This is a genomic window from Citrobacter sp. MNAZ 1397 (genome assembly GCF_023613995.1).
Lineage (GTDB): Bacteria > Pseudomonadota > Gammaproteobacteria > Enterobacterales > Enterobacteriaceae > Phytobacter > Phytobacter ursingii.
On sequence record NZ_JAKIVH010000009.1, the window covers coordinates 1 to 23,179 of the forward strand.

A 23,179-nucleotide genomic window follows, 5' to 3' on the forward strand; every position below is an offset into this window, starting at 1 on the left:
ACCACGTGGATGGTGGTGCGCAGGTCAAAGGTCTGCAGGCCACGGCCCGCGGCGTCGCGGTCAGCAAAGGCGCTGCGCACCCCGTTGAGGACGTTTTTGTAGGCGCCGAGGGTTTTGCCGACAATCAGCGGGGCGGCGTCTTCCAGGGTCTGGCGGATTTTTTCGCCGCCGGGGACTTCGCCGACGCCGGTATTACCGGCATTGTCGGTGATGATGACGATGTTACGGGTGAAGAACGGCGCATGCGCGCCGCTCAGGTTCATCAACATGCTGTCATGCCCGGCAACCGGGATGACTTTTACGGATGTTACGACTGGAGTTGAAGACTGGCCTGACATAATTCCTCCTGCGGATAGATGGTAACCGAATACAGACGTCATACACGGTTATCTGCCATCGATATAAAACGTGGCGCTGAATTGCGTGTTGCCAGGATTCTATGACTTTCATTTCAACAAAAATAGACTTACTGAGCGCTCATTTGATTCAATAATTGAATGAATAAAAATGAGGTAATGTGATAATTATTAAAGGGTTACATTTTTTTTGCACACTGTGTGGTGTCATTAAAACATGATTATGTACAGGCAGGCGAAGAACTGAAAATGAACGTAGTATAGGGGAGGAAATTTGCCGCAAAACATCGGCAAATTAACCAAATTATAGGTATTTTTATGCGTTTTTTCGCTGTGCTTTTGCCTGTTTTTCCCGCTGGAATAGAATTGTTTTTCTGTCATTTGCCCAGTGAGGTACGACGGTATTCACGAAAAACAACGCCGAAGTAACATTTGCGTTAAAACAGGCGCTGGCGAGCCCCTCAGATCTTCACAAATGCTCATTGATGAGTTTGGGTTATCTTCTTGATGAGAGTCTGAAAGCACGGCTTTTCCGTCGTGTACATGGTGGTAATAGCACGGCTTCTAAAAGCTGCCATTTTGGAAAACAAATGCGAAAGGAGTCACGAATTTTTCGTTTTGGGAGGCTGGTTGCCCGAACGGAACGGGTGGTAAAGGAGGGGAAAACGCACATCGGCGATCGCGTATTGTCGTGCATAAATGCCGTATTGTGGCAGTGTCCCTGTTTATCAATAGACAGGCACACGAGAAAAAGATTCAGTCGAAGCGTTTACTGTGCAGCAACATACACATTATCTTTTTTGAACCGGGGCTGCTTAAAAAGTATCCCACGTTTGTTCGACCACCTGTACAACTTGTCATTATTCCTGGCATGGGAATTTTCTTACGCCACCTTTTTAAAATAAGTCCTTCAATCACCCTTGTTTGCCTATTAAAAACGGAATAAGCGCCATTTTAATAAACGCCATATATAAATAGAGGAAAATTAGATCGATTTTATCAATAATTGATCGGTATTTAACCTTTTGCTTTTATTGGTGTTTTTTATGGATTTAGGAAAAGCGCCATGGATTATTACGCAATTATTATCTATTTTATATAAAACACTAAAGAAATTCCCGGGAAGGTCGATGAATATAAGAATGACCACGGATAATTGCACCCGGTATCGAGGAAACGATGAAAGCTGAATCGCAAAATCAAGGCCACCCTTTACATCTGGATCCGCTATCTGACAAAAATGTCCTGGTTCCGCCATTTGTGAAAACCATTGCGGTGCGGCTGTCCTGGGTCGCCGCTGGCGATGAGAGCGAGCTCTATCAACTTTTATCACGGCCTTATTACCAGGATGGGGTAAGCACTGAATATTTTGCCCGGCTTAGCGCGCGTCTGCCGTTTATCGCGCCGCAACAGGCACCCTTAGCGATGGCGGATTACACCATTCTGCTGGTGACGGTCTGGTTAGATATTGAAGAGTTGTACCATCGTGGAGTGGTATTACCGGAGCAGATTATGCAGGGGTTAATGGAAAAAACGACAACCATGCGGGCGCATGATTGTCGGGAAGAGAATCGGGAACACGGCGATATGTGTCAGCACCAATAATGCTGAAACTGTCCTGGCTACGCAATTACATTGAAATCGATAAAGTAGCGTTCCATGTAACGTGCAATCGCGTTGCGTAGTATTTCGTATTTCTTACGCATCGGATCGCTGCGATGAAAAATCATCACCACCTTGCGTTTTGGTTCCGGTGAGATACAGCGAATATATTTAATGTTCTCGTTATTGCCGTGCTGGGTGGACAGCAGCGGGAAGAAGGAGACGCCGCGGTTGAATGCCACACTGCGACGTAATGTCTCCAGATGCATTGCCACGAAGCGCGTATCGGGTTCCAGCTCAAATTGATAGCAATAACGCAGCACCTGGCTGTGCAGGCAGTTGCCGTCATCAATCATCAGAATTTTGCTGTTTTTCAGATGCCCCATATTAATATCATTAAGACGCGCCCAGGGGTGCTGGTGGCTGACACCTAACATCAAAGGTTCATCAAATAAGGGCAGTTCCACGTATTTGCTGGTGTCTTTATTGGACGTCATGATGGCGCATTTTATGGCGTCTGACTCCAGCATATTCAGCAATTGGTTGGTTTGCGCCTCATGAATTTCCAGTTCGATCTCCGGGAAACTCTCGTGGCACACTGCGTTCATGTGGGAAAACATGTAGGGTGCCAGGGTCGGAATAATGCCGACATCCAGTGTTTGTGACAGACTCTGCTGATAGCTGCTGCTGGCCATATTTTTTAGCGCTTCAATTTCCCGCAGAACAACTTGGGTCTGTTCGACAAGGCGTAATCCCGTCTGTGTGAAGCGGATTTTCCGGGTAGTGCGCTCCAGCAATTGCAGGCCCAGCTCGTTCTCCAGCTTACGCAATTGGGCACTCAACGTCGGTTGGCTGACATTACACGCTTCCGCTGCGCGTTGAAAATGGCGGTATTTTGCCAGCGCGACAAGATATTCAAGGTTACGGATGTTCATTGATTTCCCCGGCCCGCAGAATCCCACTCTGTTGGGGACGCACAAACACCCCTGTGATTTGCATATGACATCTTATTATTTTCAACTTTGCCATTAAGTCTCTCCCTCATGCCTGCACATGAGATGTGATTATTTTTATTATTCATTAGCGGTTGGCCTTCATCTTGCCACCCGGATCGCCACACAATGCATCGACCAGCACAGGCGCTTTTCTGGTCGATAAGTGTTTATTCTTCAAGGCGTCCTGCCAGAATGTCATGCTGCCCTCGTGCCTGTCGCGAGGGAGTGTGCGGCAAATTGCCAAAACAAGTTCAATACCCTTTTAATGACGCGGCGAATAACGAAAGCATATGCAGAGCGGATAAATAATAGCCTTCTCCCGGATGCAGGGATTTATCCATTCGCTGATAATCGCCCATCGTTAAATCACGCACCGCCAGAATACCACCGGACATGTCATAATTCGCCTGCCCGTCACCAGAAACATCCACCCAGGCGGGAGTCGCGTTGCGGCTGTAATTCGCCCAGAAATGCCGAAAGTTGTCCATTGAGTACTGATGCATCTCGCTCAAGCTTAAATAAAGCGGGATACGGATAGCATCATAACTGAATCGGGCGGGCCAGCTATCAGCAGGCTCGACTTCACCACCATTTTTGACAAAAATCCAGTCGCTGGGTAACTGCGTTTTTCCAAAGCGGGCTTTGTCGAGTAATGCAACGCTCGATTTACTGAGTTTCAACCAAATATCGTTGTGTCGTTGCTGCCAGAAACTTTCCCACGCCGGAAAGATAAAATAGGATGGATTAATCACGTAACCGTCATCGCGGGTAAACCCCGATAAGCCAGGCAAAAGTAATGTCTGGTTATCCTGCTCAATAATCAGGCAATTGATCAGCGCATCCTGAATATTCTCCGAGGCGGCGATATAGCTTTGATCGTGCCATTTTTTTCCGGCCAGTAATAATGCCCAGGCGATTAATGTATCGCCATCGCTGGCGTTATTTTCATCGGTCACTCTCTTTTCGATAGGGTCATAACGCCAGGCGAAAAGCCAAAGCGACGGTCGAAGCAGTGTGTTGCGCGTCCAGTGCCACATTTGTTCGAACGTCGCCGGGTCGTTATTCATCACCGCCAGTAACATGCCATAACCCTGCCCTTCAGAGTGGCTGATATCCCCATTCTCGTGATCAACAATGCGGCCATCTTCATTCAGATAATTATGCTTAAACAGCGTCCAGTTATTATCCTGCGCCTGTGTTGAAAATGACATAATGGCTAATGAAAGGGATAAACAGGTCATTAACCAGGCAGTTCTTAACATGAGATTTCCTGTCGTTGAATGAGGCAATCCGTGAAAGAAAAGATCTACGGCGTTACCGGTTGTGGAACGAATTACAGTGCGGCTTCGGCCTCAGCGGGGGCCAGCACAAGCTCATCACGCAGCCAATGGCGGAAAGTTTCGCCAGTCGCGCCATGTCGCAAACCGTACTCAACAAACGCTTTCATGTAGCCAATTTTATCGCCACAGTCATGGGATTTACCGGTAAGGCAATAAGCTTCTACCGGGGATTGCTCAAGCAGCATGGCAATCGCATCGGTTAACTGAATTTCACCGCCAGCTCCCACAGGGGTTTTGTGCAACAGTGGCCAAATCGCTTTCGACAGCACATAGCGTCCCACAACCGCCATATCCGATGGCGCATCCGCCATTTTCGGTTTTTCCACCATGCCACGCACAAGGCCAAAACCGCCTTCTGGCAGGTTGTGACCACCACAGTCGACCACGCCATAACGGGAGACATCTTCATGGGCCACGCGCTCAATCATCAGTTGGCTTGCGCCGGTGCTGGTGAAGCGGTTGATCATCGCGGCAAGATTGTCATGTGCAATGTTGCAACGGCTGTCGTCAATGAGGACATCCGGCAGGACTACGATAAAATCGTTGTCGCCTATCAGCGATTCAGCACACAGTACGGCGTGGCCCAGCCCTTTCGAATGCCCCTGACGGACGTGCATAATCTTCATACCTGCCGGGCAAATGGTTCGTACTTCTTCCAGCAGTTGGTTTTTCACACGTGATTCCAGCAGAGACTCCAGCTCAAAGGAGGTATCGAAATGGTTTTCGATAGCATTCTTTGAAGAGTGGGTCACCAGTACAATTTCCCGGATGCCGCTGGCATAGCATTCTTGCACGATATATTGGATCAGTGGCTTATCCACTACGGGTAACATCTCTTTGGGGATAGCTTTGGTGGCGGGCAGCATACGCGTACCGAGGCCTGCGACTGGAATGACAGCCTTTAACATTCTTATTTCCTCTGGAGACAATTTCTGATTTTTGTGTGTACTCAAATATCGGCACTTGTGGTGCTGATAATTCCGCCAGGCTCGGTTACTGCGATCACCTGATAATTAATAAAATCGTCACCACCTTGTGCTTTAACTTTATAAAGTGCGGTGTCGGCGGCTTTTAATACTGACGAAAAATTCGGTCCGTGTTCAGGATATCTGGCTACGCCAATACTGACGGATAACCCCACCGGCCGAGGCTGAGAGGTGATGGTCATGGGCTGACGAGTCTCTTCGACGATGTGCTGTAATAATTGTCGACCGTCGGGTTCATCAATACCTTCGATAAAGGTCAGGGCAAATTCATCCCCGCCAAGGCGACCTAACAGAGTGTCCTGCGAAATGCAGTTTTTCACCCGGCTAATAAAACAGCGCAGCACCTCATCGCCGGCAGCATGCCCCAGGTCATCATTGATATTTTTGAAATTATCCAGATCCAGAATCGCCACGAAGGTATGGGCGCCATGCGCTCTGGCGGCACGGATTTTTTTGCGGCTACGGATGAAATAGCCTTGTCGATTCAATGTCCTGGTTAAGGCGTCATTGTGTGCGCGATAGTGTAACTTCTCGCGTATGGTCATATGCCGTGTAATATCAAAGCCCAGCATCACGAAGGCGAACACTTCGCCGTGTTCGTCTTTGCGCGGCGTTAATCGGGCGTCAAGCCACAGTTGTTCGCCATTCTTTTTGGGCTGATAAATTTCACCGTGCCAGGTTTCACCAGTAAGCAAGATAATATTTATCGCCGAAAGTACCGACGAGCATAATGCTTCATCAGTGGCACGAAATAATACTTTGCCAGCAATCTCTTCGCTGCCAAATCCGCTTAACTGGCAGAAATAGCTATTGGCAAAAATAATACGCCCGGCGGTATCAAAGACCAGTGAAACAAAGGCATTATCCTCCATAAAGTGAACATCCTCGAGCTCGAGTTTTCTTCCAGCAACAATAATTTCATTCAACATAATGGTCACCTGACTGTCTCTGTTCAGGATGGAAATGCCTTTGCGGCGTTATTCGCTGATGGCGTAACGGAAAATCAATACATCTTCGGTGGCGTTGTCTTTCCAGCGAACCGGAACATGGTTACCCGCCCCCTGAGAAACCAGCCACTGCGAATAGGCCCCTTCGAGCACGGTAGCACTGGCGCGTCGCCAGCCCGCTTCATCGCGATGCTCCGGCGCGTGTGGCCAGGCGCAATGCATCAGAATGAGTTCACGCTGTGCCGGGGCCATTTTGACGAACCCCCAGTTAAACAGTTCCAGTACGCGGTTGATGCTGCTCTCCAGTTCGCTCACCGTAGTGGCGCGATCGATGGGGTACCACTGGGCCATCATCTGGCCGATACGTCTCAGCGCTTCGGGGTCTTTGTCCGACTGCCCGTCTGAAAACTCGTTGAAAAACAGATACACCAGGTCATGCCAGCCTGCCTGATAGTTACGTTGCAAATAGGTGTCTTGGTTACTAAACATCATTCATCCCACGGGTTATTTGTTTTGGTCGACAAAATATTTAAAATAAAACAATGCCTTACCTTCGTTATAACTGCCGAAAGTGTCATATCCCAGGTTGGCGCCGAGCGCCACGTTGTCGTTCAGGCGATAGCGTGCGTCGACGCCCAACGTATAGCCCACACCGTTTTTCGCGGAGGCTTTGTACACTGCATCCACGTTGTCGACGGTACTGGCCAGGCTATTCAGCTGTGACTGCAAACTGCTGTGGCCCGGGAAGTAGTCGCTCTGATCCTGTCGCCAGGACTGATACCCCACCGCGCCATTTAGCGTCAGGTCCCATTTATCCACCTTCCGTGTCAGGGTGACGGGCAGCGAGACCGCCATATAGTTCTGCGGACTGAAATAGCCGCCCTGACCGAGGGTGTAGTTACTCAGGTTGCGATCAAAGTCCATGTAGTTGACGTTGACGCCCATCTTGAGTTCGCTTTCTGTGGTGCGGAACAGGCGCAAATAGCTGCCCGCCAGCGCGTTTACCGAGTGGTTGGTTGGCACGTTTTCACCAATCCAGGTATCGAAGCCCAGACGGGCATACAAGCCCACAAGATCGTTATCCCACGCGTACTGGGCCGAAACGCCGTTACGTGTGACCGCCCCCCAGCTTTCGCCGGTGGTTTTATCTTTCGCCCCGACATACGAGAGCAGGCTATCGGTGACCGCGCGGCGTTCGGCTTTCAAATCGAGTGAGCTGTTGCGCGACAGTTTCGGCATCCACTCGACGCCACCGACCAGACGGGTGAACTGACCACCGGTCGGCGTATTGCCGATATCCAGTTTGTAGCTATCGCCGGTCAGGCTCAGGTTGGCCTCCACGCCGTTCGCCTGCTGGCCGCTCTGGGCATCCGCATTGGTTGACGTGGTAGTCGTGGTGGTACTTGCTGCGGCGGCAGCCAGTCTGGTGGCATGGGTAAGCTGGCCCGAACCAAAGCGATTTGCCGAATTGCTGGACATCTCTCCGGCGTTCAGTGAGACCGGCGAAACGTTCAGACTCAGACGCGCGCTGTCGGTAATGGTGCCGGAAATCGTCAGCGGCGCTTTCACCTCATCCAGGGCGCCAAGGCCAGACTCACCGTTACGGCTTCGCAGCGACACTCCGCCACCGGTCCAGGTCGCGGTCTTGTCCTGCAAATCCTGCATCATGTTGTTGATGCTGGTGAGGGCGGTCTGCTGTGCCTGCTGCGTGGGCGAGGGGAGGGAGACCACGTCGCTTATCACGTCGCCCTCATCTTCCTCGGTACCCTGTTGCAGACGCCACTGTGCGGTACGCAACAGCGACATTGCCCGCTGGCTTTCGCCGTTGGCAGCCGCTACGCGTGCGGCCAGCATCATGTAATCCGCATCCTGCGATGGCTCCAGCGCGCTAAACGCACGGCGGGCGGCATCGTGGTCATTACGTGCCAGCGCCAGGTTGACGATCCCCGTCAATGCCTGCTTATCGCGTGGTGATTTGCGTAACACGAATGTGTAAATCTCATCGGCTTTATCGTCCATATGATCGGACTGATAGACACGCGCCATTGCCAGTAACAAATCGGTATTGGCCGGGTTGGCGCGCAGAGCGGGCATCACCAGGTTCCAGGCGGCATCCGATTTGCCTTTTTCACGCAACTGGTCGGCGCGGGCAATGACGCTGGCGATACGGATATTGTCGATCTCTTGCTGGCTGGCGCTGTTTTGCAGCACTGGCGAGTTGAGCACACTTTCCGCTTCGGCGAAGCGCCCGGCCTGGTTCAGCACGCGGATTTGCCCGGCATAATCCGCAAGGGTGCCATGTAGCCCCTGGGCCTGGTTTTCACGAACCAGTTGCAGGGCGAGAGGCGAGTCTCCGGCCTGCATCATCAACTGGGCGTAACGGCCAAGATCGACGGGCGTTTGCGGCGGCGTACGTTCCAGCGAACGCAGGGAGTTGCGGGCGGCCTGTGTATTCCCCTGTCGCAGATAGTTCTGGGCGATATCCATCTGCAGGTTGCTCTGTACACGGCTGTTGAGCGCAGTCATGTCAGCGCTGAATGTCGTGCGTGGGACCTGCGAAAGCAGGCTCTGGCTTTTTGACCAGTCGTTATCCTCGGCTGCATACACGGCGGCGGCGTACAGCGCTTCGTTACGCTTGTCGGTGCGCTGCGCCACGCCTGCCATTAGCGTCGCGGCCTGCTGTTTCTGCCCGGCTTTACGTAACTGATGGGCATAGTCCAGCTGTAGCCAGACGTTTTGCGGGTATTTGCTGGATGCCGCCTGCAGGATCTGCATGGCTCTCGATGCATTGCCCGACTGCAACGCAGACTGCGCGGCTTTACGCTCATTATCACCGTTATCGCCAAAAGTGGCGTAGCGGGTACGCAGATTGGCGGGCAGCGTGCGCAGGATCTGATCCGCTTCGGTCTGTTTGTTTTGCTGGCGCAGTACCCACATCAGGCCGGTGCGAACATCGGTATTTTGCGGGTTATCTGCCAGCAACTGGCGATAGACCTGCTCCGATTCCGCCGGTTTGCCCTGACGGCGCAAAATGTCAGCGCGCAGCATATCCGCTGCCTGACGCTGTCGAGAATCGCTGCTGGTGCTGGAATCCAGGCTGGCGAGCGCGTCGGCGTAGCGTCCTTTCTGCGTCAGGCTGCGGGCCTGGTTCAGGGAGGCGTAGAAGCGTGCGTTGTCGGCATCTTTTGCCCACTGCAGGCTGTTCTCATTGTGAGTATCTTCCTGCGAGGCGCGACGCAGATACTTTTCCGCATCGGCAAAGCGGCTCTGGCGCAGCGCCACATAGCCCATCCCGGCCAGCGCGTTGCCGTTGCTGGCCTGCCCTTGTAAGGCCTGGGAGAATTTGTCCTTCGCCGAATCGAGATCGCCGCTGTTCAACGCATCAAAACCGGATTTGGTCGCATCCCCTTCCACGCTTTTGCGATAGTGGTCCATCGGGGCGTTATCTTCCGGGTGACGCTGAGCATAGCTGGTATAGACAGGCAGATCCGATGCTTTGGGTTCCAGCCACAGCAGCGCCTGTTGTAGCGCTTTGTCGGCGCTTTTGTCATCTGCCGCGAGCGCTGAGAGTTGTGCGATCCCTTCGCGACGTGTGTCTTGCTGCCAGGTCAGCGCCATCGCCAGCGCCTGTTTGCTGGCGTTATCATCCGGCATCATTTTCACACGCTGACGAAGGCCTGCTACCCCTTCTGACCATGTTGCGCTGTCGCCCGCCATCGTCTGGTAATACTCCAGCGCGAGATCGTCGGGCGGGTTGCCTTTAAACAACGCGCGATAGGCCGCAACCGCCTCTTTAGTTTGCCCGCGCTGTGCCAGAGTGCGCGCCGCATTGAGCTGAGAGGGGGAAATGGACTGCATTAAGTTGGCACTGTTCAGCGCCGACAGGCGCGGGTCCTGCGGAGCTATCTCAGCCATTTTCTTGCGCCAGATTTCTGCCTGCTGGGTGTTACCACGCTGGAGCTGATAGAGCGCCGTCAGGTACATCGCGTCGATGTTGTGTTCATCCACCGCGAGCACTTTTTGCAGCGCTTCGAGCGCCATATCGTCATGGGCTTTGCTGTGCCAGTAGCTTGCCTGGGTCAGCAGTTTTTTGACCGCCGCATCATTGGCGCCCTGGCTGGCATCCGGCGCGTCGGCGGCGGTTGCCGGGTGGCTTGAGCCAATCAGACACAGCAGGTAAAAGGCGTGCGTCAGTCGTTTGCCAATAATACGCTTATTCATGATCGGTCTTATCCTGCAGGCGTTGCTGAGCGTGTCGCTTCAACGTGCGGTACAACATGGGGCTGGCAATCGCGGCAATGAGGCATGCGAGAAATGACAGCCAGAAAATATGTTGGCTGGCGAACCACAAAATCATCAGATAACCCGGCAGATCGCCCCGGGTAAACTGCTCGCCAACGCGCCAGCTACGCACATCGCCAGCGCCCCCTGACGCCACAAAATCGCCGTTCGCATTGCTTTTAAATGCAGGTGTCGTCATATCCCCCGGCAGTTGCTGCAACTGGTGATCGTCGGTGCCGGTGGCAATCACCACCACCCGTCCGGTGTTCCAGGGCGAACGAACGCTCAACAGGCCACGCCACTGGCTGGTGTCGCTGAGATAACTTGCGGCATCGATATCTGTTCGTGCCTGCTCGCCGCTGAACAGCGATGTCAGGCGGCTGGCGAAGTCGGCGGTACTCACTTCAAGCGTATTTTCATTCAGTGAGAAGGCGCTGCCCTGTAACAGCGGTTTAAGCAGTTCACCATTACGCAGGCTGCCAATGGCGAGCACGTCGTTGCTGGCTAACTGCTGCTGCCCGTACTCCTGTTGTGGCATTCCGGTGAAGAGGTGCAGGTAATTGGCGCTAACACCCGTGTCGCGGCCGGATTTCGCCATCAGGTTTAGTAGCACAGCGGTCTCTTCCTGGTTCGGGTGCGCAGACATCAGAACACTGGTGTTCGCCAGGTCGGCATTACGAGTGAAGGGGAACATGGCATTGCTGAACCAGTTCAGGTTTGGCAACTGCCCAAAGTGCCACGAATGGGATAAATCCAGCGTTGAGTTGCCGTCAATACGGCTCTGAACGTTGTCATCGCCCAACGCATTGCAGGGGGCATTTTTCTGCGGTTTGATACCGAACCAAAAGCCCAGTTGGTTGCTGCCGAGGATGGCGCGCGGGTCGATATTTACCACCGCGCTTTGCTGGCGCTGAGTCAGCCCGAGCATATTCATGACCGGCGCGAAAATGCCGTCTTTGCTCACCGGCAGGCGCTTGAGGAACTCACCATTCAGGCTGACATTGAGGAACGAGCCGCTGTCATCGATCCAGGTTTTCTGCGCGAAGCTGTAAGTAAGACGCAGCGGTACGGCGCTGCCATCCCACATAAAGAGGTCCGGGGCAGTGGCGAAGGGGAGCTGGTTTTCCCCGTGCCAGACGCCGTGCGCCACCAGGCTACCATCGTCAGCCTGTAAGCTACGAAGCGTAACCGGATGGCTGGTGTTGACCCAGCGCGGGGCATCGTATTCGCCACGTTGCGTCATTTTTACCGCCGTAACTTGCAGGGTGTCGCTGTCTGGCAGGGCTGGCTGGATAAGACGCCAGGCCGCCTGGCGCAGTTCTGTCTCGTTGTGGCCGCTAATCACCAGCAGTTTGTAAGCCGGGTTCATCGGGTTATCTATCACCTGCAACGCCGACCCTGGGTTTTCGCCAAGGGTCACATCACCGATATGGTCGCCAGGTTTGCCGAATAAAATACCGTTACCCGCAGGCAGATTATTGTACTGCACGTCAAAACGGCTGGGTTTATCTGCACTGATCACGCCAAAGTGTGAGGCGACAATGGCGGCTGCGGTAAGGACATCCGCATCGGGGCTGGCGGAAAAGGCAATGCTCAGCGCCTGATCTTTGGTCTGTTTCGTATCAAAGAACGGACGTGGGAAGGTGCTGAGCGTTTTACGCACGTTCAGCCACAGCCCCTGGTAATTGAGCGTCGATGTCGGCGTCAACGTCACGCGGTAATCTTCCGGTAGTGTGCGCTGACAGCTCCAGACATTATTGATAATGTCGTCGCTGGTTTTTAACTGGAAACTCAGGTTATTACCCGAGGAAATCATTGATGCCGGAACATCCAGGTTCCAGAAGCCTTTCTCCTGCTGGACCTGATCGAGCGGAATGGCGCCCAGCGGTTGCCCGTTAAGCATCAGTTGCAGGTTTTCGCCGGGCACATCCGTGCGGTTCACTTCCACATTCAGACTGATATGCGCATCGGTAATCACCAGATCACCTGGCAGCGTAAAACTCACGCCATTCTGCAACTGCTGGCCGGAAAGCGTCAGGCCGCCTGCAGCCCCCATATCGCCAAAGCTCAACGAGCTGGTGATGTTCTGATTGCTGGCATTTGGCGCGGCGGCGACAGCCGCCACGGGTACTGCCTGAGCGCTCTTTGCGCCTTGCAGCGGCGGCAGTTCCGGCAAGGCATCATTGGTCGACTGCGCCGCCCTGGTGATACCGCTGGTACCCCACAACAAGGCCGTGACTAACAGCAGAGGATTACAGCGCATGTTTAACCTCTTCCTGCTTTTTCACCACGGTGGCCATGTTGCATTTCACCGTTGCACTGCTTTTTTTACGGCCAAAGAACAATTCCCAGACGCATTGTAAAATGTCTGCGAAAGACGCCAGCGGGCGGTCCGGGGCATGTGGCGGTTTGTACCAGGCATCGGCGCGGGAGAGCACTACACGCACCAGTTTGCGGCGTTCGTTGAGCGGCAGGTTGTCGAACTCTACACGAATATCGTTGTTTCCCACGCCAGCGGCACGCAGCGGCACATGGGCAATTTCATTCCCCAGCCCCAGTTCAATCTGAACCGGAACTTTGTAGCGGAGGTCTTCTCCTTTCTGTAGCGCCACGCGCGCGCCGCCCATGGAGATATCAACGGTGCGGGTGAGCATGTGTGAACCATCAGAAAAGAGCACTTTAGTCGGCAGACTGGCGTAGATGCGGATCGTTTTACGGATCTGCTTACTTTCTTTCGCCACGGCAATAGAGGCCAATAAAATGATGGTGCTAAAGCAACCCCAGGCGATGTTAAACAGGATGACGCGGGGGTCGATGCCGGCGTAGCCATTCATGTAATAACGCACGCCGACCCACATCATACTGCCGACCATCAGCAGCACGGTGATGATCAGCGGACGCACGGTGTAGGCGTCGAAGTAATCGCGATCGGTCAGATCGCCTTTATCCGTCACGTTAAATTTCCCAAGGCGCGGTGAGATAAGGCTGAGTAGCGTCGGGAGAATCAGGTGGAAGGCCATCACCGTCTCATAGATTTCCCCCCAGAACGCATAGCGATACCTGCCCGTGATGCGCGAGTTTACGAGGGTAGAAAGCACCAGGTGCGGCAACACATAGGAAAAAATCAGCGTCGCGGAGGAAGAAATAATGTTCAGGTTAAACAGCATAAAGACCAGCGGTGAAGTGAGGAACACCACCCGCGGCAACCCATACTGGAAGTGCAGCATCGCATTGAGATAGCACAAACGCTGTGTCAGCCTGAGGCCGCGCCCGAGCAGTGGATTATCGATACGGAAAATCTGCGTCATGCCGCGTGCCCAGCGAATACGCTGGTTAACATGCAGCGCCAGACGTTCTGTCGCCAGCCCTGCCGCCAGAGGAATATCGAGAAACGCCGTGTTCCAGCCGCGACGCTGCAATTTCAGCGCGGTATGGGCATCTTCGGTGACCGTTTCGACCGCAAAGCCGCCCACTTCTTCCAGCGCAGAGCGCCGAATAACGGCACAGGAACCGCAGAAGAAGGTCGCGTTCCAGTTGTCATTACCCTGTTGCACCGGGCCGTAGAAGAGTGCGCCTTCATGAGGCACTTTCTTCGCTGCCGTCAGGTTACGTTCAAACGGATCCGGTGAATAGAAGTGGTGTGGTGTCTGAATCAACGCCAGTTTGTCATCACGGAAGAATTCACCGACGGTCGCCTGAAGAAACACGCGGGTTGCCACGTGGTCGCAGTCGAATACGCAGATAAGCTCACCTTCGGTGAGGGTCATCGCGTGGTTGAGGTTACCGGCTTTCGCATGGCTGTTATCCGGGCGAGTCAGGTAGCCTACACCTGCTTCTGCGGCGAAATCGCGGAACTCATCCCGCTTGCCGTCGTCCAGAATATAGACTTTCATTTTATCCTGCGGATATTCGATGCACTGTGCCGCCAGCACCGTATCGCGAACCACGTCGAGGCTTTCATTATACGACGGCACATAGATATCAACGGTCGGCCAGGTGTTGTGATCTTTAGGCATCGGGGCAATGGGTCGCTCCAGCGGCCAGGCCATTTGGACATAGCCGAGCACCAGGATAGTCCAGGAATAGATTTCAGCCGCAAAAAGCAGGCCGCCGAGTACCATCTCCAGCGTGGAGTCGAAATGCAGCGTCGTCGTTGCTCGCCACCAGATATAACGTGTGGACATCAGCAGCGAAAACACCAACATAGCGAGGACCGATTTTTTGCTTTTGAATCGACCAAGAATAAAAACGGCCACAATCACTGACAGGCCGAAAAGGTATTGTTTATCGCTGCTCATTGGGGTGACTATCACCAACAACGACAATAAAAGCAGCGTCAGCGTGAGAATAATTCCGATGATTTTTTGCATGTTTAATAATCTGTACGGAAAACAGTAAGGTATACCGGTCTGTTTTCCGTTCCGGTAACCCTGTTAAAAATCATGACTTGTCAGACTGAACAGCCCCCGCCGAAAACCACGACGAGCGGCGCATTCCCTCACCTGGAGTCAGGACACGCTTATTAGAAAAACCTGGGCGCCAGCCCGGCAATTGGGCGGGGCTATCTGCCAATGACGGTAAATAACACGTCCAGACGTACCGGGTTGCGTTCACGAATTTCCGGTTCGGACGCCTGACGGGACAAGGCTGCGACACTTTCCAGAATGCCGCCGGTCGGAGAGGAAAACACATTTTGTACCAGTGCTGGCTTTGCTTTCGGCCAGGAGAGGGTATTGACGTTGGATGCCGGTTGAGGGCTTTCCTGGCAAATATCCGCAGACACGGTTTCAACAATGGCTTCTTTAACATCACCATTAACATCGGGCGTTGTGACTGTTACTGCTGTTTGCATCGTTGCACCATCTTCATCGTTTATTTTCTGGAAAGAGACACCGGACATCTTCAGTTTTGCAGTCAAAGAACTTAAATCGTCATACATAGTATTTGCCTGTCCTCGATGTGTTAAACACGCACTAAATTTAAGCAATGTTATCTGCCTCTTTCTCTATTACCGCTGGCTCCTTATTGCTGCGGAACGTATTACCATCAGTCATTGAATACGTTAAGTGGAACACCATTTATTGTTGATGGCCGCTTTAATTGAGAATTTCCTTATATACTGAGGTGGGCAGTGTGGCAGGTCAAGTGACGCTATCAATAAATTGAAATTCACTTATTTAAAATGTCTATTAATCTCTCTTTTATTCATTGACTTGTATGGCGAGAAGGCGCGTGCCATCAGGCCTGCGTGGTGGCAAGATGAAATAATGATGTATTTAGCGTAGACGATAGTTTTCAATAATAATTGTGGTGAATCTCAATCTCCTCAATTTTTTCATAATTGATTCATTTTTTTATTATTCACCACATCGGCATTTAGCGCTAAAACTTTATCAATAAATAATTGCCAACTTATTTAATTTCTCTATAAATGCCGTTTGCTGCCAATATCATTATTGGGTGATATTGAACCGGTGACCGCTTTCTATTACTATTGCCCCGACCTCCCTGGTATAGAAAAATTATCATGCCTTTTGACAATGATATTTTCGGCTCGCAGTCAATGCTTGCCGCGCTGGAATATGTTCATGATGCTGTTGTCCTTATCGACGGCGCGGAAAATGTTTTTTTCTTTAATAAAGCGGCGGAGACGCTATGGCGTTATTCGCGAAGTCAGGTGCTGGGCAGAAAAGCGGCGGAGATTCCCCTGTTCACCTCCCCGGAGGCGCCTGGCGAAGAAACGTCGCTCTCCATTGTGTCGGCAACCGGGGAAGAAACCACGCTTTCTGCAACAGTGCGCTATGACGGGGTAGCGCGTGCGGGGGCCCCCTGCATGGTGGTCGTGCATATCGATCAGCAAAAGATTACGCAACTGTCGACCTTTAATCTGCTGACCGGTCTGCCAAAGCGTAGCGCCCTGCATCGCCACATTGATGCGCTTTTTCAGCATGGCGTCCATGCGTGTGCCGCGCTCTTTTTCCTTGACCTCGACCATTTTAAAGATGTTAACGATGCTCTGGGCTATGCCGCCGGAGACAGCGTGCTGGCCGCCATTGCCCAGCGGCTGACGGCGGAGTTTTCCCGCCAGGCGTTTGTCAGCCATCCTGACAGCGACACCTTTGTTATGGTCTTCCCGGATTGCGATGCCGCGAAGGCAACCACAATTGCGCAGCGTATTCAGGCGTTATTCCGTCTGCCGTTTAATGTGGCAGATCTCGCACTCAACGTAACGGTAAGCACGGGGATCAGCCTCTATCCCGATCATGGGAGGTCGCGCGATGTATTGCTGAAACAGGCAAACCACGCCTCGCATCTGGCAAAAGGGGCGGCGTCGGGTGGCTATCTTTTTTTTAGTCGTGAAATGAATCAGGTGGATCAGGAACGGTTAAAGCTGGCGGCGGCGCTGAAACTCGCTATTGCCAGTAACCATTTACACCTGCACTACCAGCCGCAGATTTGGCTCAAAAATGGCGAGCTTTATGGGGTTGAGGCACTGGCGCGCTGGTCCGACCCGGTATTGGGCGATATTCCCCCAGGTAAATTTATCGCACTTGCTGAGGAGACCGGTGAAATCGAAGGCATTGGTCGCTGGACGCTACATGAAGCTTGCCGCCAGATGGCTGAATGGCGTAGTAACGACATTCATGTGCCCGTGGTATCGGTAAATCTCTCACCGATTAACTTTTATAACAGCAGTTTGCCGCAATATATTTCTTATTTGCTACGGCAATACCGCATCCCCGCACACTGCCTGACCATTGAGATTACCGAAGGCGTCATGATGGATAAGCGCCCGGAAACCATGGACGTTATTTGTGCGGTGCGTGAGTTGGGTGTGGGGCTGTCGATGGATGATTTTGGTACCGGGTTCTCCTGCTTGTCCCGGCTGGCGCATTTGCCAATGACCGAGTTGAAAATCGATCAAAGCTTTATGCGCGACCTGCGTGAAGGTAGCAAGATGAAAGCCATTGCCACAACGGTGGTGAGGATTGGCCAGAGCCTGCATCAAACTGTTGTGGCTGAAGGCGTCGAAACGGAACAGCAGCGTAATGAATTGCGGGAATTGCAGTGTGATATTGCCCAGGGGTATCTCTATTCGCGGGCGTTAAATGCCTCGGCGTTAGCAGGATGGGTGAAAAATCGTCCGCGTAGCGAAATTGTGCTTGAGTAAAAGCTTAGCATTTGCGCTCAGCCAGTTTTGCCTGTGAATATAAGCCACCAGGATATATCATCCGGTGGTTTATATTTTTGTGCCGTTACTAAACAGTATGTCAGCTGATATATTTCAGTATCAGTAATAGCAAGCAAAACCCCAGTACTCCCCAGGACATATGACGCCCCGAACGATATACAGGATTCGTGCTGGTGGTTTTACTTTGACTATTCTCGATACGCATTAGAGCCTTACTTTCAGGTTATCGCTAATTAATCGTAATCACCGCAAGGGCTTGCGGTGCGCCAAAAGGACGCAGCGGCATGTAAATCCGCCGTTGATACAGGGTGGGTTAATCAATAAAAAATTTCCGTTTAAATATTCATTGGAAAAATACAGATTGTTGACTAAACCTAAACTGGATGATAACCGATAAGTCTGGGTAATTCATGAGAAAAAACGAGTTGCTTTAAATTTATTTATATAAATAGACAGTATCTATGGTTAATTAAATGATAGGTGGCATTGTATAAATAAATGAAGGGCTGAACACGAGGGACAGTAAAGTAATAGCTGAATCTGCGGTGTTATTATTTTAAAAAAATGCGAGGGTAAATATTCATTTACCCTCGGGGTGCGAGCCATAACTCAGGAGCTATGAGTTTTCGCTGGATTTATGTGCCTGCGTCGGGTTTAGCGGTGGTTTTTTTCTTTCCAGATACATCACATGCTCGCTGTTGTTCATCATCTCCAGCAGGTTGCTGTGCCTGTCCGGGTCATACTCCACGATGCCGTAAGAATAGTGCAGGCGGAATTTTTTCATTGATTTTTCATTGAGATCATCAATTTTTGACTGCAGGCTGAACAGGAACGTATCCACATCGCGGTCGTCGTCATGGCCAAGCAGAAGGACGAACTTGCCCCCTTCCAGGCGTGCGGCAACATCATTCTTTTTCATGCAACGCAGGAGCGCTGAGGCAAATTTTTTGAGCGTGTTGTCACCTTCATTATGACCAAAGAATTCATTAATAGCGGTGATGTTTTCCACATCTAAGTAAATGAGGCTAAACGATCGTTTATTATCAGTTAACCATGAGAAGCGTTTCTCGCCCAGTTTGTAAAAACCACGCTTATTGGGCAACTCGGTCAGTGTATCCGTCATCGCCATGCTGATGATATGAAATTCGTCCTCAACAATGGCACCCAGATCGAGCAATGCGTTGATATTTTCCGGGGTGAAATCGCGCGGTTTGTCATCAATAATACATATCGTTCCGGCGATCGAGCCATCAGGGAGGCGCACCGGGCACCCTGCATAAAAACGTATATATGGTTCGCCAATAACGAACGGGTTATCGTGAAAACGCTCATCCACGCTGGTATCTTTCACAATAAAAATTCCCTGTGCCAGGATCGCATGCGCACAGAAAGATATATTGCGAGATGTCTCGCGGACTTTTACTTCTCCGCTGCACGAAACCAGCCATTGTCGGTCACGATCTAACAGGCTGATTATGCCTATTGGAACGTCAAAAGCCGTTTTTGCCAGACGAGTCAGGCGATCTAAGCGCTCGTCATCCTTTTTATCGAGCAGGTCCATCATATAAAGGGATTTAAGACGCTCGGTTTCGTTTTCTGGTATTTCAGGAAATTTCATAGTGAGGCCTCATTAGCTATAGATTTACTATATCAGAGGTTTTTTATTTAGGTAGCGACTCATCGCTCACCTTTACGTTGTATGAGAAATCTCCTCCTCATGCAGGACGGCACAGATTACGCTGTTGCCTCTGCCTGTGCCGTCCTACAATGTGTTCACTTATCACCCAGGAGGTATCCCATGTCTCAACCCACGCTTACTTATCGTCTTGGCGACCGCGAAGTCGGTCGTCTTGGCTATGGCGCAATGCAACTGGCCGGTCCGGGCGTTTTTGGGCCGCCAGCTGACGAAGCGAAGGCGATTCAGGTGCTTCGTGACGCCGTGTCGGCCGGTGTTAACCATATCGACACCAGCGACTTCTATGGTCCGCATATCACTAACCAGATAATCAAAAAAGCGCTGCACCCGTATCCGGCAGATCTGTGCATCGTGACTAAAGTGGGAGCACGTCGTGATGACAAAGCCAACTGGCTGCCTGCGTTTAGCGCCGAAGAACTGACGCGCGCGGTAGAAGATAACCTGCGTAATCTTGGCCTCGACACTATAGAAGTGGTCAACTTGCGCAGCATGCACGGTTTGCACGGACCAGCGGAAGGGGCGCTGGAAGCTGAACTGGAAACGTTGATCGCCTTAAAAGAGCGCGGGCTGATCCGTCATATCGGGCTGAGTAATGTGACGGCGAAGCAGGTTGCTGATGCGCAGTCGATGACGCCGATTGCCTGCGTACAGAATATGTATAACGTGGCTAACCGTGAAGATGATGCGCTGATTGATGTGCTGAACGCACAGGGCATTGCCTATGTGCCGTTCTTCCCGTTGGGTGGATTTACGCCGCTGCAATCCGGAGAACTGAACGCAGTAGCGCAACGTTTAAATGCCACGCCGATGCAGGTTGCGCTGGCATGGCTGCTGCAACGTTCGCCCAATATTCTGCTGATCCCGGGCACCTCGTCGCCGGCGCATCTACAGGAAAACCTGGCCAGCGCGCAGCTGACCCTGCCCGCCGATGTGCTGGAGATCCTCAACGGCATCGATAAGCGTTAAGCCGCATTTCCCCCTCACCCTAACCCTCTCCCTCCAGGGAGAGGGGACCGATCGAGCCAGTTTTTCTCCCTCTGCCTGAGGGAGAGGGGCAGACCGCAGCGTGCTTACGGTTATGACTGTCAGTAGCCCCGGAAAGCGCAGCGCCACCGGGGAAGGTCAATGCCGTTACGCCAGCGCCTGCTGCCAGTCGGCAATCAAATCGTCTACCCCTTCGATTCCCACGGATAAACGAATCAACTGCGGCGTAATGCCGTTAGCCAGCCGTTGCTCCAGCGGAATCGAGGCGTGCGTCATGCTGTAAGGCTGGCTCACCAGGCTTTCTACGCCCCCCAGACTTTCGGCGAGGGTAAACAGTTTTAGTTTACTGATTATCTGAGTGGCATAGTGGTCATCGCCTTTTACCACTACCGAAATCATGCCACCGGGCAGCGCCATCTGCTTACGCGCCAGTGCATGATGTGGGTGTGACGGTAGCCACGGGAACCACACTTTTTCGACCTGCGGCTGCTGCTCCAGCCACTGCGCCAGCGCCAGTGCGTTGCTGCTGTGGCGCTCAATACGCAGTGACAGCGTGCGGATACCGCGTAGCGTCAGGAAACTGCTGAACGGGTCAAGCACGCTGCCTGTGGCGTTTTGCAAATAGCCCAGTTTTTCTGCCAGCGCCGGGTTATCGCCTACGACCGCCAGTCCGGCCACCACGTCAGAGTGCCCGTTCAGGTATTTGGTGGCGGAGTGAACCACAATGTCGAAACCGAGCTCTATCGGGCGGTGGATAACCGGCGAGGCAAAGGTGTTGTCCGCCACGCTGAGGATCTTATGCCGTTGCGCGATCGTTGCGATCGCTTCCAGATCTGCCAGTTTAAGCAGCGGGTTGGTCGGGGTTTCAACCCAGATCATCCGCGTGTCCGGGCGGATGGCGGCTTCCAGCCCCGCCAGATCGTCGGGCTTCACCCAGCTCACTCGCAGGCCGGTGCTGCGCTTGCGTACATTTTCAATCAGGCGGTACGTTCCGCCGTAAACATCATCCACCGCGACAATATGGCTATCTTTATCCAGTAACTCCAGTACCGTGGAGATGGCCGCCAGCCCGGAAGCAAAGGCATAACCTCGCGTACCGCCTTCGAGTTCTGCGATCGCAGTTTCCAGCGCGTGACGAGTCGGGTTGCCGCTGCGGGAATATTCATAGCCGGTATGCTGACCAGGCGCAGGCTGCGCAAAAGTTGACGTGGCATAAATCGGCGGCATCACCGCGCCATGCTGGTCGGTGAATGTGCCGCTGTGCACGCTCAAAGTATTCAACGTTTTCATCTGTACTCCTTTATTGTTCCAGGCGGTTACGCCAGGTGGTCAGGACATCGCTGCGGGTAATCAGGCCGAGAAAGCGGTCATTGTCGGCAATCACTGCCACCAGGCCCCGGTCAAAAATGGCTTTCAGCGCACTTTCCGGCGCGTGCTTGTCGAGGGTTTCTACGTTGCGGGTCATTGCCTCTTTCACCGGTGATGAAAAACGCGCGCTGTCACCCTGGACGTGGCTTATCAGGTCCCATTCATCGACGATGCCAACGACACGGCCGTTTTCCAGTACAGGCAGTTGCGAGAAGTCATACAGCCGCATCCGTGCCAGTACGGCGGCCAGGGTGTCATCCGGCGCGGCGGTGACGGTGGCGCCTTCGTCATGGCGCAGGGCAATGAAATCGGTTAAATCACCGCGCGTTGGGCGGCTTAATAATCCCTGCTGGCGCATCCAGTCATCGTTAAACATTTTTGAGAGGTATTTGTTGCCGCTGTCACAGGCGAGCGTCACCACGCGTTTGGCGGTAGTCTGCGCCCGGCAATAACGCAGTGCGGCACTGAGCAGTGTGCCGGTGGAGGAGCCGGCCAGCACCCCTTCGGTTTGTAGCAGGGCGCGCGCGGCGGCGAACGCTTCGGCATCGGTCACACGGTAAGCCGTATGGACACCCTCGATATGGGCCAACGGTGGGATAAAATCCTCACCGATCCCTTCGACCAGCCAGGAGCCCGGCTCACCGTACTGTCCGGTTTCGACCTGATCGGCGAGGATCGAACCGGCCGGGTCGGCGAGGACAAATTCGGTTTTTGGCGAGTGTTCGGCAAACCATGCCTGCAATCCTCCCAGCGTCCCGCCAGAACCGACGCCAACGACAATGGCATCGATATCACCGTCAAGCTGGGCATAAATTTCCGGCGCGGTGGTACTAAAGTGCGCCAGCGGATTGGCTTCGTTATTGAACTGGTCGATGTAAAACGCCCCCGGCGTCTCCTGCGCCAGGCGGCGGGCATAATCCTGATAATAGGCCGGGTGACCTTTGTTGACGTCAGAGCGCGTTAATACCACTTTCGCCCCCAGCGCCCGCAGGTGGAAGATCTTCTCCCGGCTCATTTTGTCCGGCACCACCAGAATCAATGAATACCCTTTTTGCGCGGCAATCAGCGCCAGCCCAAGGCCAGTATTACCCGCCGTTGCCTCTATGATCGTTCCGCCGGGCTGTAAATGGCCCAGCCGTTCGGCTTCGTTAATCATCGACAGCGCAACGCGGTCTTTGATCGAGCCGCCTGGGTTCTGATTTTCCAGTTTCAGAAACAGGCTGCAGGGGCCAGTCTCCAGCTTATGGAGCTGGAGAAGCGGGGTCTGGCCGATAAGTTCACTAATCGAATGCAATACTGGCATGGTTAATCACCCACAGATAAACGCGATGAGCGGATGATAGGTCTGTCATTTTGCCTGTTTAAAGAACGTTTATCCGGCGATTAGAACGAAAAGAAATATGAAGTGCTATTTAGACATCAGGAGGGAAAG

The 23,179-nt window shown here is 52.8% G+C and carries 15 protein-coding genes and 1 pseudogene; 3 read left to right on the plus strand and 13 right to left on the minus strand.

Annotation, left to right across the window (positions count from 1 at the left end; genetic code table 11):
* Positions 1-338 (minus strand): annotated as a pseudogene (gene gudD / locus L2097_RS23995) (glucarate dehydratase); the annotation flags it as partial.
* Between the two features lie 1,197 nt (positions 339-1,535).
* Here gudD and L2097_RS24000 point away from each other — a divergent pair.
* Positions 1,536-1,961, plus strand: a complete 426-nt coding sequence (locus L2097_RS24000) for a hypothetical protein (protein ID WP_047369002.1) — start codon at positions 1,536-1,538, stop codon at positions 1,959-1,961.
* A gap of 17 nt (positions 1,962-1,978) precedes the next feature.
* Here L2097_RS24000 and oxyR read toward each other — a convergent pair whose 3' ends face one another.
* The 9 genes from oxyR to L2097_RS24045 all read right to left on the minus strand — a co-directional run bounded on the left by oxyR (position 1,979) and on the right by L2097_RS24045 (position 15,359).
* Positions 1,979-2,893, minus strand: a complete 915-nt coding sequence (gene oxyR, locus L2097_RS24005) for a DNA-binding transcriptional regulator OxyR (RefSeq protein ID WP_250353803.1) — start codon at positions 2,891-2,893, stop codon at positions 1,979-1,981.
* Positions 2,894-3,204: 311 nt separating this feature from the next.
* Positions 3,205-4,215 (minus strand): family 8 glycosyl hydrolase, encoded by a 1,011-nt coding sequence (locus L2097_RS24010; RefSeq protein ID WP_085006730.1) that lies wholly within the window; start codon positions 4,213-4,215, stop codon positions 3,205-3,207.
* 71 nt (positions 4,216-4,286) lie between these two features.
* Entirely contained in the window at positions 4,287-5,207 is a 921-nt protein-coding gene (gene galU / locus L2097_RS24015) for a UTP--glucose-1-phosphate uridylyltransferase GalU (RefSeq protein ID WP_172399069.1), read from the minus strand.
* A 35-nt stretch (positions 5,208-5,242) separates the two neighbouring features.
* Positions 5,243-6,208, minus strand: a complete 966-nt coding sequence (locus L2097_RS24020; RefSeq protein WP_250353804.1) for a GGDEF domain-containing protein — start codon at positions 6,206-6,208, stop codon at positions 5,243-5,245.
* Between the two features lie 48 nt (positions 6,209-6,256).
* Entirely contained in the window at positions 6,257-6,718 is a 462-nt protein-coding gene (bcsD, locus tag L2097_RS24025; RefSeq protein ID WP_039077141.1) for a cellulose biosynthesis protein BcsD, read from the minus strand.
* Between the two features lie 12 nt (positions 6,719-6,730).
* Positions 6,731-10,447, minus strand: coding sequence for a cellulose biosynthesis protein BcsC (locus L2097_RS24030; RefSeq protein ID WP_250353805.1), 3,717 nt, complete (start codon positions 10,445-10,447; stop codon positions 6,731-6,733).
* Positions 10,440-12,770 carry a cellulose biosynthesis cyclic di-GMP-binding regulatory protein BcsB gene (locus L2097_RS24035; RefSeq protein ID WP_250353806.1) on the minus strand — a complete coding sequence of 777 codons (2,331 nt, stop codon included), beginning with the start codon at positions 12,768-12,770 and terminating at the stop codon, positions 10,440-10,442. Before L2097_RS24035 ends, L2097_RS24030 begins: the two co-directional genes overlap by 8 nt.
* Complete coding sequence (gene bcsA, locus L2097_RS24040; protein ID WP_250353807.1) at positions 12,760-14,877, minus strand: UDP-forming cellulose synthase catalytic subunit; 2,118 nt, start codon at positions 14,875-14,877, stop codon at positions 12,760-12,762. Before bcsA ends, L2097_RS24035 begins: the two co-directional genes overlap by 11 nt.
* A 191-nt stretch (positions 14,878-15,068) precedes the next feature.
* Positions 15,069-15,359, minus strand: a complete 291-nt coding sequence (locus tag L2097_RS24045; RefSeq protein WP_250353808.1) for a hypothetical protein — start codon at positions 15,357-15,359, stop codon at positions 15,069-15,071.
* Positions 15,360-16,034: 675 nt separating this feature from the next.
* On the opposite strand from L2097_RS24045, the gene L2097_RS24050 reads away from it, so the two are divergent.
* The gene (locus L2097_RS24050; protein ID WP_250353809.1) at positions 16,035-17,678 is read left to right on the plus strand and encodes an EAL domain-containing protein; all 1,644 of its coding nucleotides are present in this window, start codon (positions 16,035-16,037) and stop codon (positions 17,676-17,678) included.
* 637 nt (positions 17,679-18,315) lie between these two features.
* Here L2097_RS24050 and L2097_RS24055 read toward each other — a convergent pair.
* Positions 18,316-19,317 (minus strand): sensor domain-containing diguanylate cyclase, encoded by a 1,002-nt coding sequence (locus L2097_RS24055; RefSeq protein WP_047369010.1) that lies wholly within the window; start codon positions 19,315-19,317, stop codon positions 18,316-18,318.
* Between the two features lie 180 nt (positions 19,318-19,497).
* Between L2097_RS24055 and L2097_RS24060 the strand changes: the two genes are divergently transcribed.
* Positions 19,498-20,361: an aldo/keto reductase family oxidoreductase gene (locus tag L2097_RS24060; RefSeq protein ID WP_250353810.1), complete on the plus strand. Its 864-nt coding sequence runs from the start codon at positions 19,498-19,500 to the stop codon at positions 20,359-20,361.
* Between the two features lie 165 nt (positions 20,362-20,526).
* Here the strand turns inward: L2097_RS24060 and L2097_RS24065 are convergent, their stop codons facing one another.
* Together L2097_RS24065 and L2097_RS24070 are read right to left on the minus strand one after the other, a co-directional pair.
* Positions 20,527-21,669 (minus strand): trans-sulfuration enzyme family protein, encoded by a 1,143-nt coding sequence (locus L2097_RS24065; RefSeq protein ID WP_250353811.1) that lies wholly within the window; start codon positions 21,667-21,669, stop codon positions 20,527-20,529.
* A 10-nt stretch (positions 21,670-21,679) separates the two neighbouring features.
* On the minus strand, positions 21,680-23,050 hold the full coding sequence (locus L2097_RS24070; RefSeq protein WP_250353812.1) for a pyridoxal-phosphate dependent enzyme: 1,371 nt from the start codon (positions 23,048-23,050) through the stop codon (positions 21,680-21,682).
* Positions 23,051-23,179: the final 129 nt, after the last annotated feature.